The organism is Viridibacillus sp. KH_047, from assembly GCF_057838945.1.
Map to the genome: position 1 here is coordinate 1,299,554 of NZ_CM174479.1, position 19,752 is coordinate 1,319,305.

19 protein-coding genes and 1 riboswitch are annotated in these 19,752 nt (G+C 35.2%); of the genes, 17 read left to right on the forward strand and 2 right to left on the reverse strand.

Annotated features, from left to right (window positions below; genetic code table 11):
* Positions 1–105 precede the first annotated feature (105 nt).
* From AC3IS5_RS06535 to AC3IS5_RS06545, 3 genes are all read left to right on the forward strand, one after another.
* Positions 106–2,679 (forward strand): vitamin B12-dependent ribonucleotide reductase, encoded by a 2,574-nt coding sequence (locus AC3IS5_RS06535; protein WP_489427068.1) that lies wholly within the window; start codon positions 106–108, stop codon positions 2,677–2,679.
* Positions 2,680–3,082: 403 nt separating this feature from the next.
* Complete coding sequence (locus AC3IS5_RS06540; protein WP_489427069.1) at positions 3,083–3,652, forward strand: HAD-IA family hydrolase; 570 nt, start codon at positions 3,083–3,085, stop codon at positions 3,650–3,652.
* A 70-nt stretch (positions 3,653–3,722) separates the two neighbouring features.
* Positions 3,723–4,073: a hypothetical protein gene (locus AC3IS5_RS06545; RefSeq protein ID WP_489427070.1), complete on the forward strand. Its 351-nt coding sequence runs from the start codon at positions 3,723–3,725 to the stop codon at positions 4,071–4,073.
* A gap of 34 nt (positions 4,074–4,107) precedes the next feature.
* Here AC3IS5_RS06545 and AC3IS5_RS06550 read toward each other — a convergent pair whose 3' ends face one another.
* Together AC3IS5_RS06550 and AC3IS5_RS06555 are read right to left on the reverse strand one after the other, a co-directional pair.
* Positions 4,108–4,503: a hypothetical protein gene (locus tag AC3IS5_RS06550; RefSeq protein WP_489427071.1), complete on the reverse strand. Its 396-nt coding sequence runs from the start codon at positions 4,501–4,503 to the stop codon at positions 4,108–4,110.
* A 113-nt stretch (positions 4,504–4,616) separates the two neighbouring features.
* Complete coding sequence (locus tag AC3IS5_RS06555; RefSeq protein WP_489427828.1) at positions 4,617–5,495, reverse strand: DUF1385 domain-containing protein; 879 nt, start codon at positions 5,493–5,495, stop codon at positions 4,617–4,619.
* 180 nt (positions 5,496–5,675) lie between these two features.
* Between AC3IS5_RS06555 and AC3IS5_RS06560 the strand changes: the two genes are divergently transcribed.
* The 14 genes from AC3IS5_RS06560 to AC3IS5_RS06625 all read left to right on the forward strand — a co-directional run bounded on the left by AC3IS5_RS06560 (position 5,676) and on the right by AC3IS5_RS06625 (position 19,429).
* Positions 5,676–6,125 carry a hypothetical protein gene (locus tag AC3IS5_RS06560; protein WP_489427072.1) on the forward strand — a complete coding sequence of 150 codons (450 nt, stop codon included), beginning with the start codon at positions 5,676–5,678 and terminating at the stop codon, positions 6,123–6,125.
* 27 nt (positions 6,126–6,152) lie between these two features.
* Complete coding sequence (gene aroQ, locus AC3IS5_RS06565; protein WP_076064874.1) at positions 6,153–6,581, forward strand: type II 3-dehydroquinate dehydratase; 429 nt, start codon at positions 6,153–6,155, stop codon at positions 6,579–6,581.
* 18 nt (positions 6,582–6,599) lie between these two features.
* Positions 6,600–7,661 carry a M24 family metallopeptidase gene (locus tag AC3IS5_RS06570; RefSeq protein ID WP_489427073.1) on the forward strand — a complete coding sequence of 354 codons (1,062 nt, stop codon included), beginning with the start codon at positions 6,600–6,602 and terminating at the stop codon, positions 7,659–7,661.
* 21 nt (positions 7,662–7,682) lie between these two features.
* Positions 7,683–8,240, forward strand: coding sequence for an elongation factor P (gene efp, locus AC3IS5_RS06575; protein ID WP_489427074.1), 558 nt, complete (start codon positions 7,683–7,685; stop codon positions 8,238–8,240).
* A gap of 104 nt (positions 8,241–8,344) precedes the next feature.
* A complete protein-coding gene (locus AC3IS5_RS06580; protein ID WP_051448760.1) occupies positions 8,345–8,587 on the forward strand; it encodes a SpoIIIAC/SpoIIIAD family protein in 243 nt (80 codons plus the stop codon).
* Between the two features lie 4 nt (positions 8,588–8,591).
* Positions 8,592–8,966, forward strand: a complete 375-nt coding sequence (locus AC3IS5_RS06585; protein WP_489427075.1) for a hypothetical protein — start codon at positions 8,592–8,594, stop codon at positions 8,964–8,966.
* An 87-nt stretch (positions 8,967–9,053) separates the two neighbouring features.
* A complete protein-coding gene (locus tag AC3IS5_RS06590; RefSeq protein WP_489427076.1) occupies positions 9,054–9,962 on the forward strand; it encodes a stage III sporulation protein AE in 909 nt (302 codons plus the stop codon).
* Between the two features lie 10 nt (positions 9,963–9,972).
* On the forward strand, positions 9,973–10,122 hold the full coding sequence (locus tag AC3IS5_RS06595; RefSeq protein ID WP_489427077.1) for a hypothetical protein: 150 nt from the start codon (positions 9,973–9,975) through the stop codon (positions 10,120–10,122).
* 91 nt (positions 10,123–10,213) lie between these two features.
* Positions 10,214–10,651 (forward strand): hypothetical protein, encoded by a 438-nt coding sequence (locus tag AC3IS5_RS06600; protein ID WP_489427078.1) that lies wholly within the window; start codon positions 10,214–10,216, stop codon positions 10,649–10,651.
* A complete protein-coding gene (locus AC3IS5_RS06605; RefSeq protein ID WP_489427079.1) occupies positions 10,648–11,196 on the forward strand; it encodes a SpoIIIAH-like family protein in 549 nt (182 codons plus the stop codon). Before AC3IS5_RS06600 ends, AC3IS5_RS06605 begins: the two co-directional genes overlap by 4 nt.
* Positions 11,197–11,314: 118 nt before the next feature.
* Complete coding sequence (gene accB, locus AC3IS5_RS06610) at positions 11,315–11,806, forward strand: acetyl-CoA carboxylase biotin carboxyl carrier protein (RefSeq protein WP_053416283.1); 492 nt, start codon at positions 11,315–11,317, stop codon at positions 11,804–11,806.
* Between the two features lie 15 nt (positions 11,807–11,821).
* Positions 11,822–13,177 carry an acetyl-CoA carboxylase biotin carboxylase subunit gene (accC, locus tag AC3IS5_RS06615; protein ID WP_489427080.1) on the forward strand — a complete coding sequence of 452 codons (1,356 nt, stop codon included), beginning with the start codon at positions 11,822–11,824 and terminating at the stop codon, positions 13,175–13,177.
* Positions 13,178–13,193: 16 nt separating this feature from the next.
* The gene (locus AC3IS5_RS06620) at positions 13,194–13,601 is read left to right on the forward strand and encodes an Asp23/Gls24 family envelope stress response protein (RefSeq protein ID WP_489427081.1); all 408 of its coding nucleotides are present in this window, start codon (positions 13,194–13,196) and stop codon (positions 13,599–13,601) included.
* Between the two features lie 481 nt (positions 13,602–14,082).
* Positions 14,083–14,167: riboswitch (cyclic di-GMP riboswitch) on the forward strand.
* A 147-nt stretch (positions 14,168–14,314) separates the two neighbouring features.
* Positions 14,315–19,429, forward strand: a complete 5,115-nt coding sequence (locus AC3IS5_RS06625) for an NPCBM/NEW2 domain-containing protein (protein ID WP_489427082.1) — start codon at positions 14,315–14,317, stop codon at positions 19,427–19,429.
* Positions 19,430–19,752 lie beyond the last annotated feature (323 nt).

The window sequence follows — 19,752 nt, forward strand, 5'->3', positions numbered from 1 at the left end:
TGCTCAAAATCACCGTATTTGCTTTTCTTATCAATATATAGTATCGTAATGTCTTGAGCAAACACTATATATAGTATTTAAAGCACGATCTAAATAGGGAGGCGAATGATAATGGTACTTGCTTCACAGCATCATAATCAGACGATTAATGTACAACAATTAAATAATGATATTCAACAATTTCCACAAGTTCATGCCATCACAGAGGACATGCATATAACACATAAAGGTGTGTCTCGATTAGTCATGATCGACCGTTATTCTTTTAAAGATACAGAAAAGAAAACGCTAAAAGCAGGGGATTTTGTTGTTTTAACGGTCAAAGCTGACCCTAAATTCCCAGCACGTGGTCTTGGTTATATCGTTTCAATTAATGCAGAAAAGAAAACAGCTGACGTGCTGATTGAAGCAGATTATAGAAGTGCTATTGATGATGATTCTGAACAACAATCAGGAATTGTCACACGTTCTTTAGACGTTATTGAGAAGCCTCTTGAAGTCTTTTACGAACAAATTGCAAAACGTAATGCAACTGGCTTAGCAGCCGTTGAAAAAACAGAGGAAAAACGCCAAGAATGGTATGAAAAATTCTACGAGCAATTAGTGAAGTTAAACTTTATTCCAGCGGGACGTGTTATTTACGGAGCAGGCGCAGGAACAGATGTTACTTACTTTAACTGTTATGTAATGCCATTTGTAGCAGACTCTCGTGAAGGCATTAGTGATCACCGTAAACAAGTAATGGAAATTATGAGTCGCGGTGGCGGTGTAGGTACTAATGGTTCTACATTACGTCCACGAAACACGCTGGCTCGCGGTGTAAACGGTAAATCATCAGGATCTGTTTCATGGTTAGATGATATTGCTAAGCTGACTCATCTCGTTGAACAAGGCGGATCACGTCGTGGTGCACAAATGATAATGTTAGCAGATTGGCATCCGGACATTATTGAATTTATTATTTCAAAAATGCAAAATCCTCGTATTTTACGTTTCTTAATCGAAAATACAACGGATGAAACAATCCAACGTCTAGCGAAAGAAAAACTAAAATTCAAACCTTTAACGCAGCAAGAAGAAGCGATGTATCAAGGTATTATTAATTATAAAACTATCCCTGGTGTCGGCGGTTTTAATGAAGCGATTATTCGTGATGCTGAGACGAAATTACGTGATGGCGGAACATACAGCGTACATAACGCTGAATTCCTAACTGGTGCGAATATTTCTGTTACAATCACAAATGAATTCATGGAAGCTGTAGAAGCTGATGCTGAATTTGACTTACGATTCCCAGCGGTTGAATCATATGATGCTGAAGAAATGAAAATTTATAACGATACATGGCATGAAGTTGGCGATGTTCGTGAATGGGCTGAAATGGGACATGCTGTACGCACGTACCGTAAAGTAAAAGCACGTGAACTTTGGAACTTAATCAACATCTGTGCAACTTACTCAGCAGAACCAGGTATTTTCTTCATCGATAACGCAAACGACATGACAAACGCAAAAGCATACGGTCAAAAAGTTGTAGCAACAAACCCATGTGGAGAGCAACCACTTGCGCCATATTCAGTTTGTAACTTAGCAGCTGTAAACTTAGCGCAATTTGCTCAAAAAGATACGAAAACAGTGGACTTTGAAGCGTTGAAAGAAACAGTTCGTGTCGGAGTACGTATGCAAGATAACGTAATCGATGCTACACCTTATTTCCTTGAAGACAACAAAGTACAAGCATTAGGCGAACGCCGTGTTGGACTAGGTGTTATGGGGATGGCTGATTTACTTATCTACTGTGAAAAAGAATACGGTTCTGAAGAAGGTAACATCCTTGTTGATGAAATCTTTAAGACGATTGCGACAACAGCTTATGAAGCTTCTACTGAACTTGCAAAAGAACGAGGTAGTTTCCCATTCTTAACAGGCGAAACAGAAGCTGAAACATTAGCACTTCGCAAACGCTTTACAGAAACTGGCTTCATGCAAAAAATGCCTGAGCATATCCGTGAAGCAGTACTTGAAGGCGGTATTCGTAACTCGCACCTACTAACTGTAGCTCCTACAGGTTCAACAGGAACAATGGTTGGGGTTTCAACTGGATTAGAACCATACTTCTCATTTACTTACTACCGTAGTGGTCGTCTTGGTAAATTCATTGAAGTAAAAGCTGATATTGTACAAGAATATTTAGCTGCTAACCCAGATGCAGATGAAGCAAACCTTCCTGAATGGTTTGTAACTGCTATGGAATTAGCTCCAGAAGCACACGCAGATGTACAATGCATTATCCAACGCTGGATTGATAGCTCAATCTCTAAAACAGTAAACGCACCACGCGGTTACACTGTAGAGCAAGTACAGAAAGTGTACGAACGCTTATACAACGGTGGCGCTAAAGGCGGTACAGTTTATGTTGATGGTAGCCGTGATTCACAGGTATTAACTCTAAAAGCAGAAGAAAACGTTATGGACGAGGACACTCTACAAGAAGAACAAGTGACTGAAAAACGTCCAGTTGTTTTAATCGATACAATTCAAGACTTACGTTCAACAAACGTAACAATCGGCTCTGAAGTCGGTAACACATGCCCAGTATGTCGCAAAGGAACAGTTGAAGAACTAGGCGGCTGTAACACATGCACTAACTGTGGTGCGCAACTTAAATGTGGTCTTTAAGTTACTGAATTTGCTACTAACGAGCGCAAAAACGGTTATTTTAGATAACACTTAAAATCATAACAACCATTAAGGACTCCCATTCATTAATAGATGAAGAGGGAGTCTTTTTTAATTGAAATTCAGTTTTATGAATAGATCTAGTAAAACCATGTCAAAAGCAGCTGAAATTTTTAATATGAATCTGATAATAATGCAGATGAAAGAAGTTCATGGAAGATGAAAATTGGGTATATTATGTTTAAATAAGAGAAAGATGTAAACAATATTGCTATATTACCTGGACGGTTTAAGCATGAATATTTCCGGGGTAAAATAAAGGCGATTACAACAACTTTTATGAGGTCCTATTAAATAAGTAATTAAAATAAATACTTTGTTTGAAGAAATCAGGAGGGGTTATATGAATATACTATGGGATTTTGATGGTACTTTATTTGATACATATCCAGCGTACACAGAAAATTTATATAAAATATTGAATGGTACAGTTGCTCGAGAAGATATTTATCGCGAATTGAAGATTTCAGCAACGCATGCATTTAAGCATTTTAAATTATCAGATGAACAAATAAAAGAAGTTAAACAGCTTAATCTAGAGATAGCACCAAGTAGTATAAAGCCGTTTCCTAATGTTGAGAAGATTTTACGATTTGCAAACAAAAATGTAATTATGACACATAAGGAGCGAAAACCGGTTTTGGATATTCTTCAATACTATAGTTTTGAAAAATACTTCATTGAAATTGTCACTGTTGATAATGGATATCCACGTAAGCCTGATCCAACTTCATATCAATATTTACATGAAAAATATAATTTAGATATAGCGATTGGAGATAGGGAACTCGATTTAATCCCTGCGAAGAAAATAGGGATGATGAGTTGTATGTATGGGGGAAATTGTGAAGCGGCAGACTTTCAAATAAATGATTATGATGATTTTTTTGATGTAGTAAAATTAAACAGATAAACGTTTTTTTAATTTCCCACCTATGTGAACATTCATGATAAAATGAAGAGAATTTGTTAGGAGTGATCATGTGGGTAATAAAATTGCGGGTATTTTCTTCCCGGCATTTGCGATGCTAGGTGTTATCGCGATGACTTTGACAGGAGCTTTTGGAAATGACGAAGCAAACAAATCCTATTTCCTACTTAGCTTAGTCCTTATTTTTCCTTTAACTTTTTTAGTGCAGGGAATTTCATGTGCTTTAAATAATATTAATCCTTGGATTGCATTAGCAGTTTCTTATATTGCTTTTATCATTATCCTCTTTACGGTATTAAACAGCTCTGCATGGGGATATGGCTTATATTTTCTTGTCTTTTGGGTAATTGGTTATTTTGGAGTAAAAGGAATTCAGAAGCTTCGCGCTATTAAAAACAAATAAATAAAAATCTGTGCAAATTCTGCACAGATTTTTTTTAGTTATTATAGGCATTTGCACAAATTTCTTCACTATGTTTCGCCTTTTTAAAGGAGCGTTTAACTAACGGATTCTCTTTACAAAATTGAATGATTTCTTTATTTTCTTTATGTAGTCCGTAATAATAAGTAATTTGCGTTTCATCTTTAAATTGTAATTGAAATAAGCCTTGATAATAATCCTTATGTACTACCTGTTTAGGTTCTATGTAACCAGATTTATCCGGAACTAACATATCAGTTGTAATGTCATTTCTTTCCATGTGTTTTTTCATTTGATATTGAACTAAAAGCCTCGTATAAGGATTACCATTTTTAATAATATAAATATATAAAAACAATAGACTACTAATTAATATAAAAACAACAGAAAAAACGAAAAGTCTTTTCTTCAATAGAAAGAACCTCCTTTATTAAAATATACCAATTAAATCCATTTGTGTAAAATGTCATTTTATCAACAAAAAGAAAAACGCAGAAGAGCTTGCTGAGCTCTTCTACGTTTCTGTTAGTTTACTGTTATATTTTTAGGGTCTTTCTCGATTTCTAATAATTTATTAAATGAAGCAATAGCAACTTCTACTTGATCGTCTTTGGGTTCTTTAGTTGTAAGTAATTGAAGCCATAAACCTGGATAACCTAAATAGCGCAGTACTGGTATATTCCGACAAGCGTTAGTCCATTGCAGTACTTCAAAAGCCACTCCAAGTACGACTGGGATTAGTAATATACGATCTACAATACGTAGCCAGAATGGATCAGTCGGTACTAGGAAGTAGATGAACATACCTACGATAACTGTAAATAACATAAAACTACTACCACATCTGTAGTGTAAACGTGATTGCGCTTGTACATTTTCTACCGTTAAAGGGAGACCGTTTTCATAACAATTTATAACCTTATGTTCAGAGCCGTGATACTGGAAAACACGTTTAATAAGTGGAGTCAGTGATACAAAATAAATATAACTGATTAGCAATACTAGTTTGAAACCACTCTCTAACAAAATTTGTGCGGCTTTTCCAGGAAACCATGTATGGAAAAGCTGTGCCAAGAATACAGGAATCAATGTGAAAATAAATTTACCGAAAAGGAATGAAAGTACGCCAATTGCAGCTACGCCTAAAATCATTTGGAGCTTTGAGCCTTCTTCAGCAGATTCTTCAACTTCTTCGCCTGGATTGACATCATAGCGATCACCTGCAAATTGCAAATGCTTTGAGCCGTTTGCAGCAGATTCAATAATTGCAACTATCCCTCTAATAAATGGAATCTTCTTCAACCTTTGAAGTGCTGGCTTTTTTTCTTTTTTAACATAGAAATACTCTATTGAGTCATCATTACGGCGAATAGCGGATACAGTATGTTCTTTACCGCCCATCATTACGCCTTCAATCAATGCTTGTCCTCCGTAAATTGGAGTCTGAGGTTGATCCTTCACTTGCCACACCGCTCTCTTTTTGTATATTCAACTGTTCTTATTGTACTAAAAATTATAAAAAAGCTCTAGGAAAAGAATAGCTTTTGAAAATGAGGCAATGCTTGTAAAAAGGAGTGTTGTGTTTTGAAAATTCATGTCTTGTTTTGGACAACCATTGTAAGTGCAGTGTCATTCACTGTTTGTCTACGATTACTACAACTATTTTCAATCATTCATTGGAGTCCAATCGGTTGGTCTAAGCGCTGGCATTTGTTTAGTGGGCATATGCCATTATTTAAATGGACGACATTAGCGGTCATGTTGTTCGTTTTAGCTATAGTGATTTACTTTCTAAGTGAACTTTGTATTGCTATTCGCGCGGATATAGCGGCGATGGGATTGAGTATTATTCTGCTTTTTGGATTACAGTGGTGGATGTTCGGTACGGTAGAGTTAAAAAAAGTATCGATTCCTATCTTCGCCTTAATCGCTATGCATTTACGTTTTATAGTAGAAACGGCAATGTTCCATAAAAAAGCAGAAAGTTTAGACACCCGAAGTAAAATACCTTATAATACTGATGTGGTAAAATAAATTCATCAAAATGGGAGGGGGAGAGATATGAAGTACTTATGTTTAAATGGGCCTAATTTAAATCGATTAGGTAAGAGAGAGCCAGGAATATATGGCTCGGAAACTCTTCAAGATATAGATAAAGCCCTTCAAAAACTAGCAGGTGAGTTTGGTGCCACAATTGAGTTAAAGCAGTCTAATCATGAAGGCCAGTTGATTGACTGGATTCATGACGCTGAAGACAATGAAATTGCTGGCATTGTCTTTAATCCAGGTGCATATACACATACAAGTGTTGCGATACGCGATGCTATTGCTTCTGTAAATGTACCTGTCATAGAGGTGCATATCTCGAATATACATAAACGTGAAGAATTCCGTCACCACTCTTATTTAGCACCAGAGTGTGTGGGACAAATTTCTGGATTGGGGACTAAGGGGTACCAACTTGCATTACGCATGTTTTTAGAACAATAACAGGGGGAATTGATCATTATGGAAAAACTAAAAAAATTAAGAGCAGCATTACAAGAACAAGGTCTTGATGCAATACTTATTACAAATGATTATAATCGTCGTTATATGACTGATTTTACTGGAACATCTGGGGTAGCAATTGTTTCACAAAATGATGCAGTCTTTATTACAGATTTCCGTTACACTGAACAAGCTACTAAACAAGTACAAGATTATAGAATTGTACAACACCAAGCTACAATCATTGAAGAAATTGCTAAACAAGTACAAGAGATGGGTATCAAAACATTAGCATTTGAGAAAGAAGACGTTAGTTATAGCACATTTGAATTATATTCGAAACATCTAAAAACTGATTTAGTAGGAGTTTCAGGTTTAGTAGAAAAAATCCGCTTGATTAAGACGGAGCAAGAGATTAATATTATAAAGGTCGCTTGTGAAATAGCGGATGCAGCATTCGAGCATATACTAACATTTATTAAAGCTGGCAAAACAGAATTAGAAGTATCAAATGAATTGGAATTCTTCATGCGAAAACAAGGAGCAACTTCATCTTCTTTTGATACAATTGTTGCATCAGGTGTACGCTCGGCATTGCCACATGGCGTTGCAACTGATAAAATAATAGAAAATGGTGATTTTGTCACTTTAGATTTTGGTGCGCTCTATAATGGCTATATCTCTGATACAACACGTACAGTTGCAGTTGGAGAGCCTTCAGATCAATTGAAGGAAATTTACAACATTGTATTAAATGCTGAATTACTTGGATTAGAGCAGTTTAAACCAGGTATGACAGGTATTGAAGCTGATGCAGTAACACGTGATTATATTAAAGCACATGGATATGGTGAGGCATTTGGCCATTCAACAGGTCATGGAATTGGTTTAGAAGTACATGAAGGTCCTGGATTATCGTTCCGTTCACCTACTGTATTAGAACCAGGTATGGTCGTGACATGTGAACCGGGTATTTATCTACCAGGTATCGGTGGTGTCCGTATTGAGGACGATACATTAATCACAGAGACAGGTAATGAAAAACTAACTCATTCCACAAAAGAACTAATCATTTTATAAAGTAATATTGGAGGAACATTCATGATTTCAGTAAACGATTTTCGTACAGGCCTAACAATCGTAGTAGACGGTGGACTTTTCCGTGTACTTGATTTCCAACACGTAAAACCAGGTAAAGGGGCAGCTTTTGTACGATCAAAACTTCGTAACCTACGTAACGGTTCAGTAATGGAAAAAACTTTCCGTGCAGGTGAAAAAGTAGAAAAAGCTCAAATTGACAATAACAAAATGCAATATCTATATGCTTCAGGTGATAATCATGTGTTCATGAACACTGAAACTTATGACCAAATTGAAATAAATGAAAGCCAACTTAAAGACGAATTGAAATTCTTATTAGAGAATATGGAAGTTTCAATTATGTCTCACGAAGGAGAAATCCTTGGTGTTGATCTTCCAAATACAGTTGTTCTAGAAGTAATTGATACTGAACCAGGTATTAAAGGTGATACTGCTTCAGGTGGCTCTAAACCAGCAACAGTTCAAACTGGATTAGTTGTACAAGTACCATTCTTTGTTAATGTTGGTGACAAATTAGTTATTAACACTGAAGAAAGCACTTACGTATCTCGTGGATAATTAACTTATTCTTAATAATCGACCCTTATAGCAGATGCTATAGGGGTCGATTTTTTTTGTTCAATCCGATGTTTATATGATTGTTATCATATCTCCCTCCAACTTTGCATAGATTAGATTATACAAGAGGAGGGGCAGCTACGGAACTTCAGGACATTCTACGCATCGCCGGTATTGGACTTGTGATTGCGCTTTTACATATCTTTTTTGAACAAACCGGCAAAAAGGAGTTTTCTTTTTTTCTTTATTTTCTAGCCTATATGTATATCGCAGCGGAATTACTTCATTTTTTACGTTTGTTCTTTGATGAAATTCTCACCTTCTTTCAATGGTTAACGGCTACCTGAGCTTATGACGATATTATTTTACGCTGTGATTATGCTTATTCTTTTAATGTTCATTCAAATGGCAATTCCTGCTCTGCATCGTGTCTTTTATACGGTGTTTTTTTTCTTATTAATGAGCTTTTTAATTATGCGTTTATTCATCCCGTTTCTTCAAAGGTTATTGCATGCATTTCCAATTGAAATCCCATATTTATCGCTCATTCTGGGCAGTGCATTTATATATTTCGTTTCAACAGCCGTGTCACAACATTTAAACGACCAGGGTTATGAAGCACTTGCCTTTTTATCACATACAGCGGTAAAGCTTGTTATTTTATCTCTTTGGCTAAAAGAGATAATTGAATTATTTTCAATTTGGCAACGTTTGATAGAACCATAGTAGATGATGGTTGTCATTTTAATGGACAAACTCAATTTAATAGAAGAAATTTTTGGGTAAACGTCAAAAAAAGATAGGAGGGCAAGATTGGACTGGTTACAGGAGATTTTGGTCGCCCCCTTCAAGGACACGTTATTTACTCTCGTTTCACTACTTTTTTACGCACTACTCTTTTTAATATTAAACTTTATAATGCCTCAATTTAAAGAGTGGACAAGGGTATTCTTTTTTATCGCTATACTTACTACGACATTAAAGCCAGTTTATCAATCATTTACTATGATGCAGGCATTATCTGAGAATATGATTGCATTCTTTAGTGCCCTTTATCCAATATTAATGTCTGCAATGGCCATCTCAGCAGGAGCTATGTCGTTAATGGCATGGCATCCTATGCTATTACTACTCATTCAATTTGCTGTATTTTTAACGGGGAGATGGCTAATCCCTTTGTTGACGGCATCTTTGATTTTTGATTTCCTATCTCGTTTCATGCCAGAAATATCTTTTGCACGAATGGCTGACTTTATACGAGTACTTGTATTAAGCGTCGTTTCTGCAACGGTCATGTGTTATTCGATGTTTCTAGTAATGAATAGTGTAGTTTCAGTATCTTTTACAGGAGCTGCACTTGGACCATTGAAAAAGATGATCCAGCAAAACATTCCGTTTATAGGTTCTTTTATAACTGAGAGTTTAAGTACATTTAGAAAATATTCATCAACTACTGCAACGGTAACGAGTACAGGCTTAATGATAGGTATATTTACTGCTGCTATTATCCCGACATTGAAAATTTTAATGACAGGATTAAGTTTTCGTTTCCTGGCCGCATTAATGGAACCTTTTTCTGATAAAGATATTGCGAGTTTTTTAGATGATATAGGCAAAACACTATTTGTTTTGTGTGCAGTATCTTTTATTATCGCATTCGCTTTCTTTTTTACAGCGATATTAGCAGTTATACTTCTGAAACTACAAATACAAGATGGATAGGATTGGGGTTGTGGAAGCATTTTTACTTGGTTTAGTCGTCATTATATTCACTGGTAAGATTGTAAGTTTACTACTTGAGGACCCGGAAGAGTGGGTTATTCTATTGAAAATAATCGTTGCAATATGGATTTTAAAGTTTGTTTTTAATTTTTGGCATTAGTATCTCATAGATTAGAGTTATGCTTCATACAATGATGTAGATAACAGGAAAGATGTGAAGAGGGGGATGACTAGCTCGGGCGGTGCAGAATATGAAAAAAACGTCAATTTACTATGTAGGAATATTGATGGCAATTGTCATCATTATTGTAGCCATGTTTTCATACAATAATGAAAATCCTATGAAAACATCGTCTAAAGGAGAAATTGTATCTACTAATGAAGCGGAACAACTAGCAGTCATTTTATCTAGGATTGACAAAGTTGGGAAAGTTGAGCTCTATTTTTATGCAGGTGGACAAACGGCACAAGATGTAAAAAAAGAATCTTCATCCTTAGAGAATTATTTCAGCTGGTCTAATACAAGTGGACAAGAAAGTGGGCAAGTAACTGGAGTATTAGTTGTTGCGGAAGGAGCGGATGACATCGCGGTAAAGAATGAATTAGTAACTACGCTGACAAAAGTGCTGGAAATTCCGGCACACAGAATTGTTGTAATGCCTATGGAAAAGAGAGGGGAAATAAAATGAGAGTAAAAAAGAGAGCGGTTTGGTTTTTAACATTATTGAGTTTAACAGCAGTCATTTCAGTGTACTATCTTATGAATCCAACACAACCATTTAATGGTCTTAAAATCTTCTCAGATGGCACATTAAATAATACCGCAGTTGATGATATTGCTAAACTAACAGGCAATGATAAAACACCTGTTACAGCACAAAGTGACTTATTTGAAGAAATGCGTATGGAGCTACTAAATGAACGTAGTCAATTGAAAGCAACTCTAACGCAAAAAATAGCTTCGGAAAAGTATACTGCTGAAGAAAAGAATGAAGCATATAACGACATGGATGTTATTGTTAAGAAGGAATCTAATGAAGCGATGTTAGAAATGCTCATTAAAACTTTAGGCTATTCAGATGCATTTGTACGAGCTGAAGATGATCGAATTCGTGTTACAGTACAGTCTGCTGAATTATCAAAATCAAAAGCAAATGAAATCGTATACACCGTTAAAAAAGAGGTACCTACAGCTGGCGATATTGTAGTAGATTTTAAATCTGAGTCTTTTTAACGAAAAAATAACGATATTGTCTTGAATAATTCCTATTTTCAATTATCTATTTAAAAAAACCCCAAAACACGATAGAATAAGTAGTGTATTATATTTCACACATTAAGGGGAGTAATTTATGTTGAAAATTCAGGAAATTCGAGAAATTATTAAATTAGTAGACTCATCTTCAATTGACGAGTTCGTTTATGAGGTAGCAGATACAAAAGTTAAACTTAAAAAACATAGTGGTGTGGCAGTTGTAACTGAAGCGCCAGTAGTTAAAGTAGCTCCAGTTGCAGCGCCAGCACCAGTTGCGGCTCCAGCGGCACCAGTAGCAGCACCTGCAGTAGCTGAAGCAGTACAAGCAGCGCCAGCAGTTGATGCATCATTATATAAAATCACTTCACCAATGGTAGGAACTTTCTATCAAGCTCCTAACCCTGAATCACCAGCTTTCGTAAAAGTTGGAGATAAAGTAGGCGAAGAAGCAGTAGTATGTATCGTTGAAGCAATGAAATTATTTAATGAAATCGAAGCAGAAGTTAGTGGCGAAATCGTTGAAATTCTTGTTAAAGACGGCGATTTAGTTGAATACGGTCAACCTCTGTTCCTAGTAAAAGAGAACTAAGGGAGGCCTATTTAAATGAAAAAAGTATTAATTGCAAACCGTGGAGAAATCGCGGTACGTATTATTCGTGCATGTAAAGAATTAGATATTCAGTCTGTAGCTGTGTATTCAGAAGCAGATCGTGATGCACTTCACGTTCAATTAGCTGACGAAGCATATTGCATCGGACCAAAACTTTCAAGTGATAGTTATTTGAAAATTAGTAGTATACTAAGTGTTGCTCAAAAAACTGGCTGTGATGGGATTCACCCAGGATATGGCTTCTTAGCAGAGAATGCTAGTTTTGCAGAAGCATGTGAGGATGCTGGTATTACTTTCATTGGACCAACTTCAGATGCCATCAAAATGATGGGTATTAAAGATATAGCAAAAGACTCAATGATTAAAGCGGGTGTACCAACAGTTCCAGGTTCAGCTGGTATCGTTGCTGATGCAGCTGAAGCAGCCGAAGTTGCGAAAGGTATTGGTTACCCAGTAATCATTAAAGCAACTGCCGGCGGTGGTGGTAAAGGGATCCGTGTAGCACGCACTGAGGAAGAATTGATTAAAGGCGTTCAAATCACTCAAAAAGAAGCTGCTGCAGCATTCGGTAACCCTGGCGTTTACTTAGAAAAATTCATCGAGGATTTCCGCCACTGTGAAATCCAAATACTAGCGGACAACTATGGCAATACAATTCACCTAGGTGAACGTGATTGTACAGTTCAACGTCGTATGCAAAAACTTGTTGAAGAAGCTCCGTCTCCTGCACTTTCTGAGGAACGTCGTGCTGAGATGGGTGAGGCTGCAGTTAAAGCTGCGTTAGCTTGTGGATACCGCGGTGCTGGTACGGTAGAATTCATCTTTGACTACCATGAAGACAAGTTTTACTTCATGGAAATGAATACACGTATTCAAGTAGAGCATCCAGTAACTGAAATGATTACAGGTATTGATCTTGTTCAACAACAGCTTAAGATTGCTTCTGGCGAGAAATTAGTGTATAAACAAGAAGATGTGAAAGTGAATGGTTGGGCGATGGAATGTCGTATCAATGCAGAAAATCCATCTAAAAACTTTATGCCTTCACCGGGTAAAGTAGAAGATTATATAGCACCAGGTGGTTACGGTGTCCGTATCGACTCTGCTATGTATCCAGGATATAGTATTCCTCCGTTCTACGATTCAATGGTTGCAAAATTGATTGTACATGCAGATACACGTGAAGAAGCAATTGCTAAGATGAAACGCGCATTAGGTGAATTCATTGTTGAAGGACCAGGCATTCAAACAACAATTCCTTTCCACGCTAAATTAATGGATCATGAAGTATTCAAAAAAGGTGATTTCAATACGAAATTCCTTGAAGAAAATGACGTCATGAATTCATAAGAAAGGGGCGAATTCTATGGCTGAAAAAGTTATACAATCATTACCTCAAAGCACTCCTGTTGGTAAGGAAGAGCTAGGTAAGATTGAGGTAGCGCCTGAAGTTATTGAAGTTATTGCAGGAATTGCTACTACAGAAGTGGAAGGCGTTTCTGGTACAAGAGGAAACTTCGCTACAGGCGTAGTAGAAAAATTCGGTAAAAAAGTTCATGGGAAAGGTATTAAAACCGAATGGACTGAGACGGGCTTAATCGTAGATGTATATTGTTTCGTACAATATGGTGCATCTGTTGCGAAAGTAGCTCAACAAGTTCAAACCCAGATTCGTGAAGCTATCTTTAATATGACATCTCTTTCAACGCAAGAGGTAAATGTACATATTACCGGCATTCAATTTGATCAAGTGAACGATGCAAAAACTGAATAAAATCAAAAAACACCACTTCTTTTGAAGTGGTGTTTTTTATTGTATTGAAAATCTAACTCATCAATAAAATTAATCGATTATTAATGAATACATGCCCCAATTATTAAAAGAATATTACTATAGCTAGTAATTTATATGGATTAAGTTTAATGCTCATAACTACTAGATGATAATGAATCGTTTAGGAGCTTTTTCTTATACGGTAATGAATATATAGTAGAATAGTTAAAAAAATTAAAGATTAAACATTTAGTGTAATACATTTTTACTAAATAAGACAAAATTCTATTCCAGTAAAGCTTTAGTTATACGACTTTTACGATGTAAAAAATGAGGTTTTTTTAAAAAACTCAATAAATAGGTGATAAGTGTTGGGCTATACTAACTAGTATAAGAAAAATAAATTGGAACTTATTTAATGTAAAACATTACATATGATTCATGATGTTGTGCAAGTTATCATGGTACTTTAGAATTATAAAAACTGAATAGGCAAACCTAGAGAAATTTAGGGACGCAAAGCTAGAGGGGCTAAGGTTGAATAACTATGCCAGCCAGTTGCCAAAGAGTGCATTATACTTTTTGTTATTTTGAGTTTAATAAAAATGTCTTAATTATTTTTATTTAGACGTGATCAAAAGTTAGCTACTCTCTTATAGAGTAGCTTTTTTAATGAACTTCTTAGGGTTTTATTCATCTGGAGGAGAAAGCATATGTCGAAGAAAATGTCCAAATTAATTGCGATTGCAACATCAACAGCGTTGTTAGCAAGTTATTCGGGGAGTGCCGTGAATGTTTTGGCAGCACCGATTACGAATCATAATAAAATGGCATTAGAAAGCAAGATCAATGAGGCCAAAAATGCTACAGTTAGTAAATTCGATTTATACGGAAAGAATAATTTAAGTGCGTATAATGAAGTATTCAAAATGGATAATTCAAACATTAAATCGATAACAAATAACGGTGGGAATTATTCGGGCTCTCCTATTAATAAAGCAATAGATGGAGATATGAATACACACTGGGAGACTGGAAGAGCGAATAATACGCAGTTTACTAACGAGGTAGTATTCAGTCTAAATGAATTGACTGAATTAAATAGAATCGTTTATGCGGCTAGACAAAGCAGTGCAAAAGGTAAAGGATTCGCGGAAGAGTTTGAAATTTATAGATCTATCTCAGATGAAGGTGATGATTTTACTTTAGTGTCTCCTGGAGAATATAAAGGTTCAACCGGTGATGTTGTTGAAATGCAATTTAAACCAACTGAATTCAAAAGAATTAAATTTGTGTTCAAAAAAGCCAATCAAGATTGGGCAAGTGCAGCAGAATTTAGCTTTTATAAAGAAGACCAAGTAAAAGATAGTATGAAAAAACTATTTACTGATGAAAACCACAATATAGTATCTGATGAGTTCAATACAGTAGAAAAGTTAGAAGCATTAGAGAAAAGTGTTCAAACACACCCTTTATATGAAGTATTTAAAGAAGATATAAAAGATGCAAAAGCATTAATAGAGCAAGAAGATATAAAAGCAACTTCAGCCATAACAAAATCATTCCCTCATTATTCTAATGAGGAATATTCTAATTTATTTAGAATGGACTATGAAAATATCAAGAGCATTCGTAATAATGCAGGTCATTATAGTAGTGCCGTAATAGAAAATGCTGTTGATGAGGACCTTAATACTTATTGGGAAACTAATAGATCTAATTCAAACGAGTTCACAAATGAAGTTGAAGTAGAGTTTAAAGAAGCAGCTAAACTTAATCGAATCATGTATGGAGCAAGACCATCTGACCTTAAAGGATTTGCAGAAGAGTTTGAAATATATGCTTCTAAAACTTCTAAAGGAGATACATATGAACTTGTCGCGACAGGAAAACAAGATATGGTATCTGGATTAGTCGAAGCAAAATTTGAACCAACTACATTTAAGCGAGTTAAATTTAAATTCAAGAAATCAAATCAAAATTGGGCAACTTTATCTGAATTAGCATTTTATAAAGAAGATACATTTGCTGATCAGATAAACAATATATTCACTGATGGAACAATGACTGAAATCGTCCCAGAATATAATAATATACAAGCAATTAATGAATTAGATGCAAAAGCTAAAAACCACCCATTGTATACTATAATAAAAGAAAAATTAGAGGTAGCTAAAAACATACTAGCAAACCCAGAGGAACTAAAGAATAGTGTGTGGTCATTAGAAAGTAGAGGAGATTCAATACAAGAATCCCAAAAAAGGCGAGTTTGGAACTTCCAAGATTGGCAACCTACTGGTTTAGCAGTTAAGTCTGGTCAAGAAATAAACGTTTTTGTTGATGTTGAAGCAGGCAAACCTACACCGAAATTGGTATTCAAACAAATGGAAAGCCAACATAATGGAACAATGGATATACAACTAGAGCCGGGCATGAATAAAATTATAGTTCCTGAACGACCTGATAACGAAGTAAAACCTGGAGTTGCAAAAGCAGGCGTATTGTATACAGTTAATCCATATACATCTGAAGAACAAGGTAGAAAACCTAAAATACGTATAGAAGGCGCATTTTCATATCCACATTTCATTAAAGGTGTAGATAATGATGAAGAAGTTTTAAAAGAACTAAAAGAATATGTTGAGTTATTAAAAGTAGATTCTACATTACCAAATGCATTTGAAGTATTTAGTGATAAGGCTTTAGTCAATGTAGAAGCAACATATGCTCTAAAATGGTTTAAAGAAAATAATAAATTACCGAGTGAAACTGCTAATAAATCTGATGAAGCACTTAGAGAAACGATGAAATTCTGGGGATTTGATAATTCTACAGAGAAAAACTCTGATTTTAAATATAGATACGTAACAATGGTTAAGCATCTAACTGGCGGAGCGTTTATGAATGCTAATAATGGTATCACTGGAATTAGACCTGGTGAACAAGGTGGAGCATTGGATGTTAACATGGGTTGGGGATTGGCTCATGAAATGGGTCATAACTTTGACACAACAAATAGACGAATTGTAGAAACAACAAATAATATACTCCCATTACATTTCCAAAAAATAAGTGGGACTGCTACGAAAATAACGGAACAAAACCTTTGGGAAAAGAATATTCTTCCTAAGGTTGCTCTAGAAGATTATTCGCAGAATGTACATTATCCAAAAAATGATGTTAGTTTATTGTCTCATATAGCACCTCTATGGCAGTTGCAATTATATGATGAAAATTTCTATCCGAAATTTGAGCAAGAATTTAGAAGTAGCTCATTTGGTGGAGGTAACATCGAGCAAATACACCAAGAATGGGTAAAAGTTTCATCTGATGTATTAAAATTAGATTTATATGAGCATTTTGCAAGACATGGTTTACGTGCGGGTGATGAAGTTAAGGAATACACTTCTAAATACCCTAAACCTTCTAAAAAAATATGGTATATCAACGATAAAATATACTTAGATAATGGTGGGAAATTTACTGAGGATGTAAATTATTCAGCTACGTTAAACGCAAATTCTAATCAAGTGACTTTGAATTTTGAAATGGATAAAGAAAATGTAAAGAACACTTTAGGCTACGAAATCATAAGAAATGGTGAAACAATTGGATTTACTTCTACTAATGCATTTGTAGATAAGAATGCAGCTCCAGGGATTAACTATTCTTATGAAATTGTTGCATATGATAAGGAACTAAACACAGCAAAACCAGTGAAAATTAATGCATTTACACCATTATTGTCTGTAGAAAAACATGTAACTTTAAAATTGCATAGTAAATTTGATCCTATGGACTATGTGAAAGCTTCTAGTTATAAAGGTGAAGATATAACACAAGACGTAACGATTAAATCAAATACTGTAGATGTAACTAAAAAAGGTAACTATAAAGTCGTATATGAAATAACAAATGCAGATTCAGTAGAAACAAAAACAACAAATGTTACGGTAACTAGTGATTATGCATATATCTCTGATCTAACTGCTAAATCCGTAAATGTTGGTTGGGGATCATTACAAAAAGATAAATCAGTTTCTGGTGGAACGATAACATTAATTAGACAAGGTCTTGATGCACCTTATGCGAAAGGTATTGGTGTACACGCTAATTCCGAAGTGGTCTATGATATTGAAGGTAAAGACTTTGACTTTTTTGAAAGTTATATCGGAATTGACCAAGCGATGAAAGGTGAGTCTTCATCTGCAACATTTGAAGTATGGGTTGATGGCGAGAAGAAAATCGAGAGTGATGTATTCAAAGCCGATACGGAACATGTATTTGTCAAAGTTCCTGTAACCGGAGCAAAAGAAGTAAAACTAATTACAACTGATGCAAATAACGGGAATACAGCAGATCATACAGTATGGGCTGATGCGAAATTCACGCAAAATTCTAGTAAACCGACACTAACGATTCCTAAATCTATGGCAACTAAAGTTGGAGAATCTATCAATATTAACTCAGCGTATTCAGCAATTGATCGTGAGGATGGAGATATAACAAATAAAGTAAAGATTACAGGAACAGACCTTGTTAACTTTGATAGAGCCGGTAAGTATGATATTACTTATACAGTAACAGATAGCGATGGTAATGAATCAACTGCGAAGAGAACGATTTCTGTAGTAAATATGGATGATTACAACTATCTATCTGATTTCGATTGGAAATCTACTCAAAACAGCTACACAGCTCCAAAGAAAAATATTTCGATAAGTAACAATACGTTACGATTAACTGGAGAAGATGGTAGTGTGAAAACCTACGAGAAAGGTATTGGCGCACATTCTAATTCAACAATCGTCTATGATTTAACGGATAAAGATGCTGATTACTTCACTTCATTTGTAGGTGTAGACCGTCAAATGTATGATTCTGTCGGTTCTGTTGTTTTCCAAGTATTTGTAGATGGTGAAAAACAATTCGACAGTGGCTTGATGAATTCTAGAGATCCTCAAAAGTTCATTGAAGTGAATGTTAGCGGCGCTAAAGAATTAAAATTAGTTGTTACTGACGGTGGAAATGGTAATGGATCTGACCATGCTACATGGGGAGATGCCAAATTACATTTCGCAAATGCAGAAAGATTATTCACGAAAGACCTAGAAAAAGCGATTGAAAAGGCAAAAGAAATTGATAAAGAGGATTATACCTCTGAAAGTATGGAACTTCTAAATATTGCGTTAACTAAAGCAAAAGAGGTTCTAGCAAATAAAAAAGCAACTCAACAAGAAGTAGATGAAGCAATAGCTTCATTAAAAGCAGCTAAAGAAGGTTTAGTTAAAATAGATTTAACTCAAGTGATTACTATAAAAGATAAATATTTGAGTGATTCTATCAAGAAAACATTAGGGTTATCTAGTGATATAACTCTTGCTGATATGTATAAACTGACAACATTAACAAGTGAATCGAGAAGAGCAAGATCTCTTGAAGGTTTAGAACATGCTAAAAACTTAGTAACGCTAAATATTGAAGGAAATGAAATAACAGATTTCTCTCCATTAAAAGGTTTAACTAAATTAGAAAACTTAATAGCTGATCCGCAATATGTTGAAGTAGGAGAATTAAAAGGATCAGTAATTGAAGTAGATAATCTTGTTACAGGAATAGATGGAAAGAAAGTAAAACCGCATTTAGCAGGGGTTAGAAACACTAAAACCTTTAAAGAGACAGAGATTGATGTCAGTGAGTGGGAGCAAAATCCTGATAAGCTAATGATAGATATTTCAAAAGAGGATAAAGGAATCTACATGCTGACATTAACATATAAAGTAGAAGACAATCCTGTATACTTAATCTATGTTATTAATAATAATTAGGTATAACATTTTCAATTGGGAAATTTCACTAGAAAATAAAGGTGATATTTCATCTTGTCTATTGTGACGATTTGGTAATATAACACAGTGAAAAGGGCTGTCCTAAAAGTCGAAGAAAATCGACTTTTAAGGGCAGCCCTATTTCTTTATTTAAGCTATATTAAATTACTCTGTTGGATTCAAATGGATAGACCAAGTGTTCTTTTCATTGGAAAGTATAAGTAATCAGTATCTCATATTCAACTTGCGGGGGAGAAGAGTTGAAGAAGGAAATCAAATTTATATAGTTTTTGTCCATCTTCGTTTCATTGCAATGTAATCAT

Excerpts from the sequence above, each read along its gene's own strand:
- AC3IS5_RS06535 (WP_489427068.1), top strand. The coding sequence starts at position 106 with ATGATAATGGTACTTGCTTCACAGCATCATAATCAGACGATTAATGTA.
- AC3IS5_RS06540 (WP_489427069.1), top strand. The coding sequence starts at position 3,083 with ATGAATATACTATGGGATTTTGATGGTACTTTATTTGATACATATCCA.
- AC3IS5_RS06555 (WP_489427828.1), bottom strand. The coding sequence starts at position 5,495 with ATGATGGGCGGTAAAGAACATACTGTATCCGCTATTCGCCGTAATGAT.
- aroQ (WP_076064874.1), top strand. The coding sequence starts at position 6,153 with ATGAAGTACTTATGTTTAAATGGGCCTAATTTAAATCGATTAGGTAAG.
- AC3IS5_RS06570 (WP_489427073.1), top strand. The coding sequence starts at position 6,600 with ATGGAAAAACTAAAAAAATTAAGAGCAGCATTACAAGAACAAGGTCTT.
- efp (WP_489427074.1), top strand. The coding sequence starts at position 7,683 with ATGATTTCAGTAAACGATTTTCGTACAGGCCTAACAATCGTAGTAGAC.
- AC3IS5_RS06585 (WP_489427075.1), top strand. The coding sequence starts at position 8,592 with ATGACGATATTATTTTACGCTGTGATTATGCTTATTCTTTTAATGTTC.
- AC3IS5_RS06600 (WP_489427078.1), top strand. The coding sequence starts at position 10,214 with ATGAAAAAAACGTCAATTTACTATGTAGGAATATTGATGGCAATTGTC.
- AC3IS5_RS06605 (WP_489427079.1), top strand. The coding sequence starts at position 10,648 with ATGAGAGTAAAAAAGAGAGCGGTTTGGTTTTTAACATTATTGAGTTTA.
- accB (WP_053416283.1), top strand. The coding sequence starts at position 11,315 with ATGTTGAAAATTCAGGAAATTCGAGAAATTATTAAATTAGTAGACTCA.
- accC (WP_489427080.1), top strand. The coding sequence starts at position 11,822 with ATGAAAAAAGTATTAATTGCAAACCGTGGAGAAATCGCGGTACGTATT.
- AC3IS5_RS06620 (WP_489427081.1), top strand. The coding sequence starts at position 13,194 with ATGGCTGAAAAAGTTATACAATCATTACCTCAAAGCACTCCTGTTGGT.
- AC3IS5_RS06625 (WP_489427082.1), top strand. The coding sequence starts at position 14,315 with ATGTCGAAGAAAATGTCCAAATTAATTGCGATTGCAACATCAACAGCG.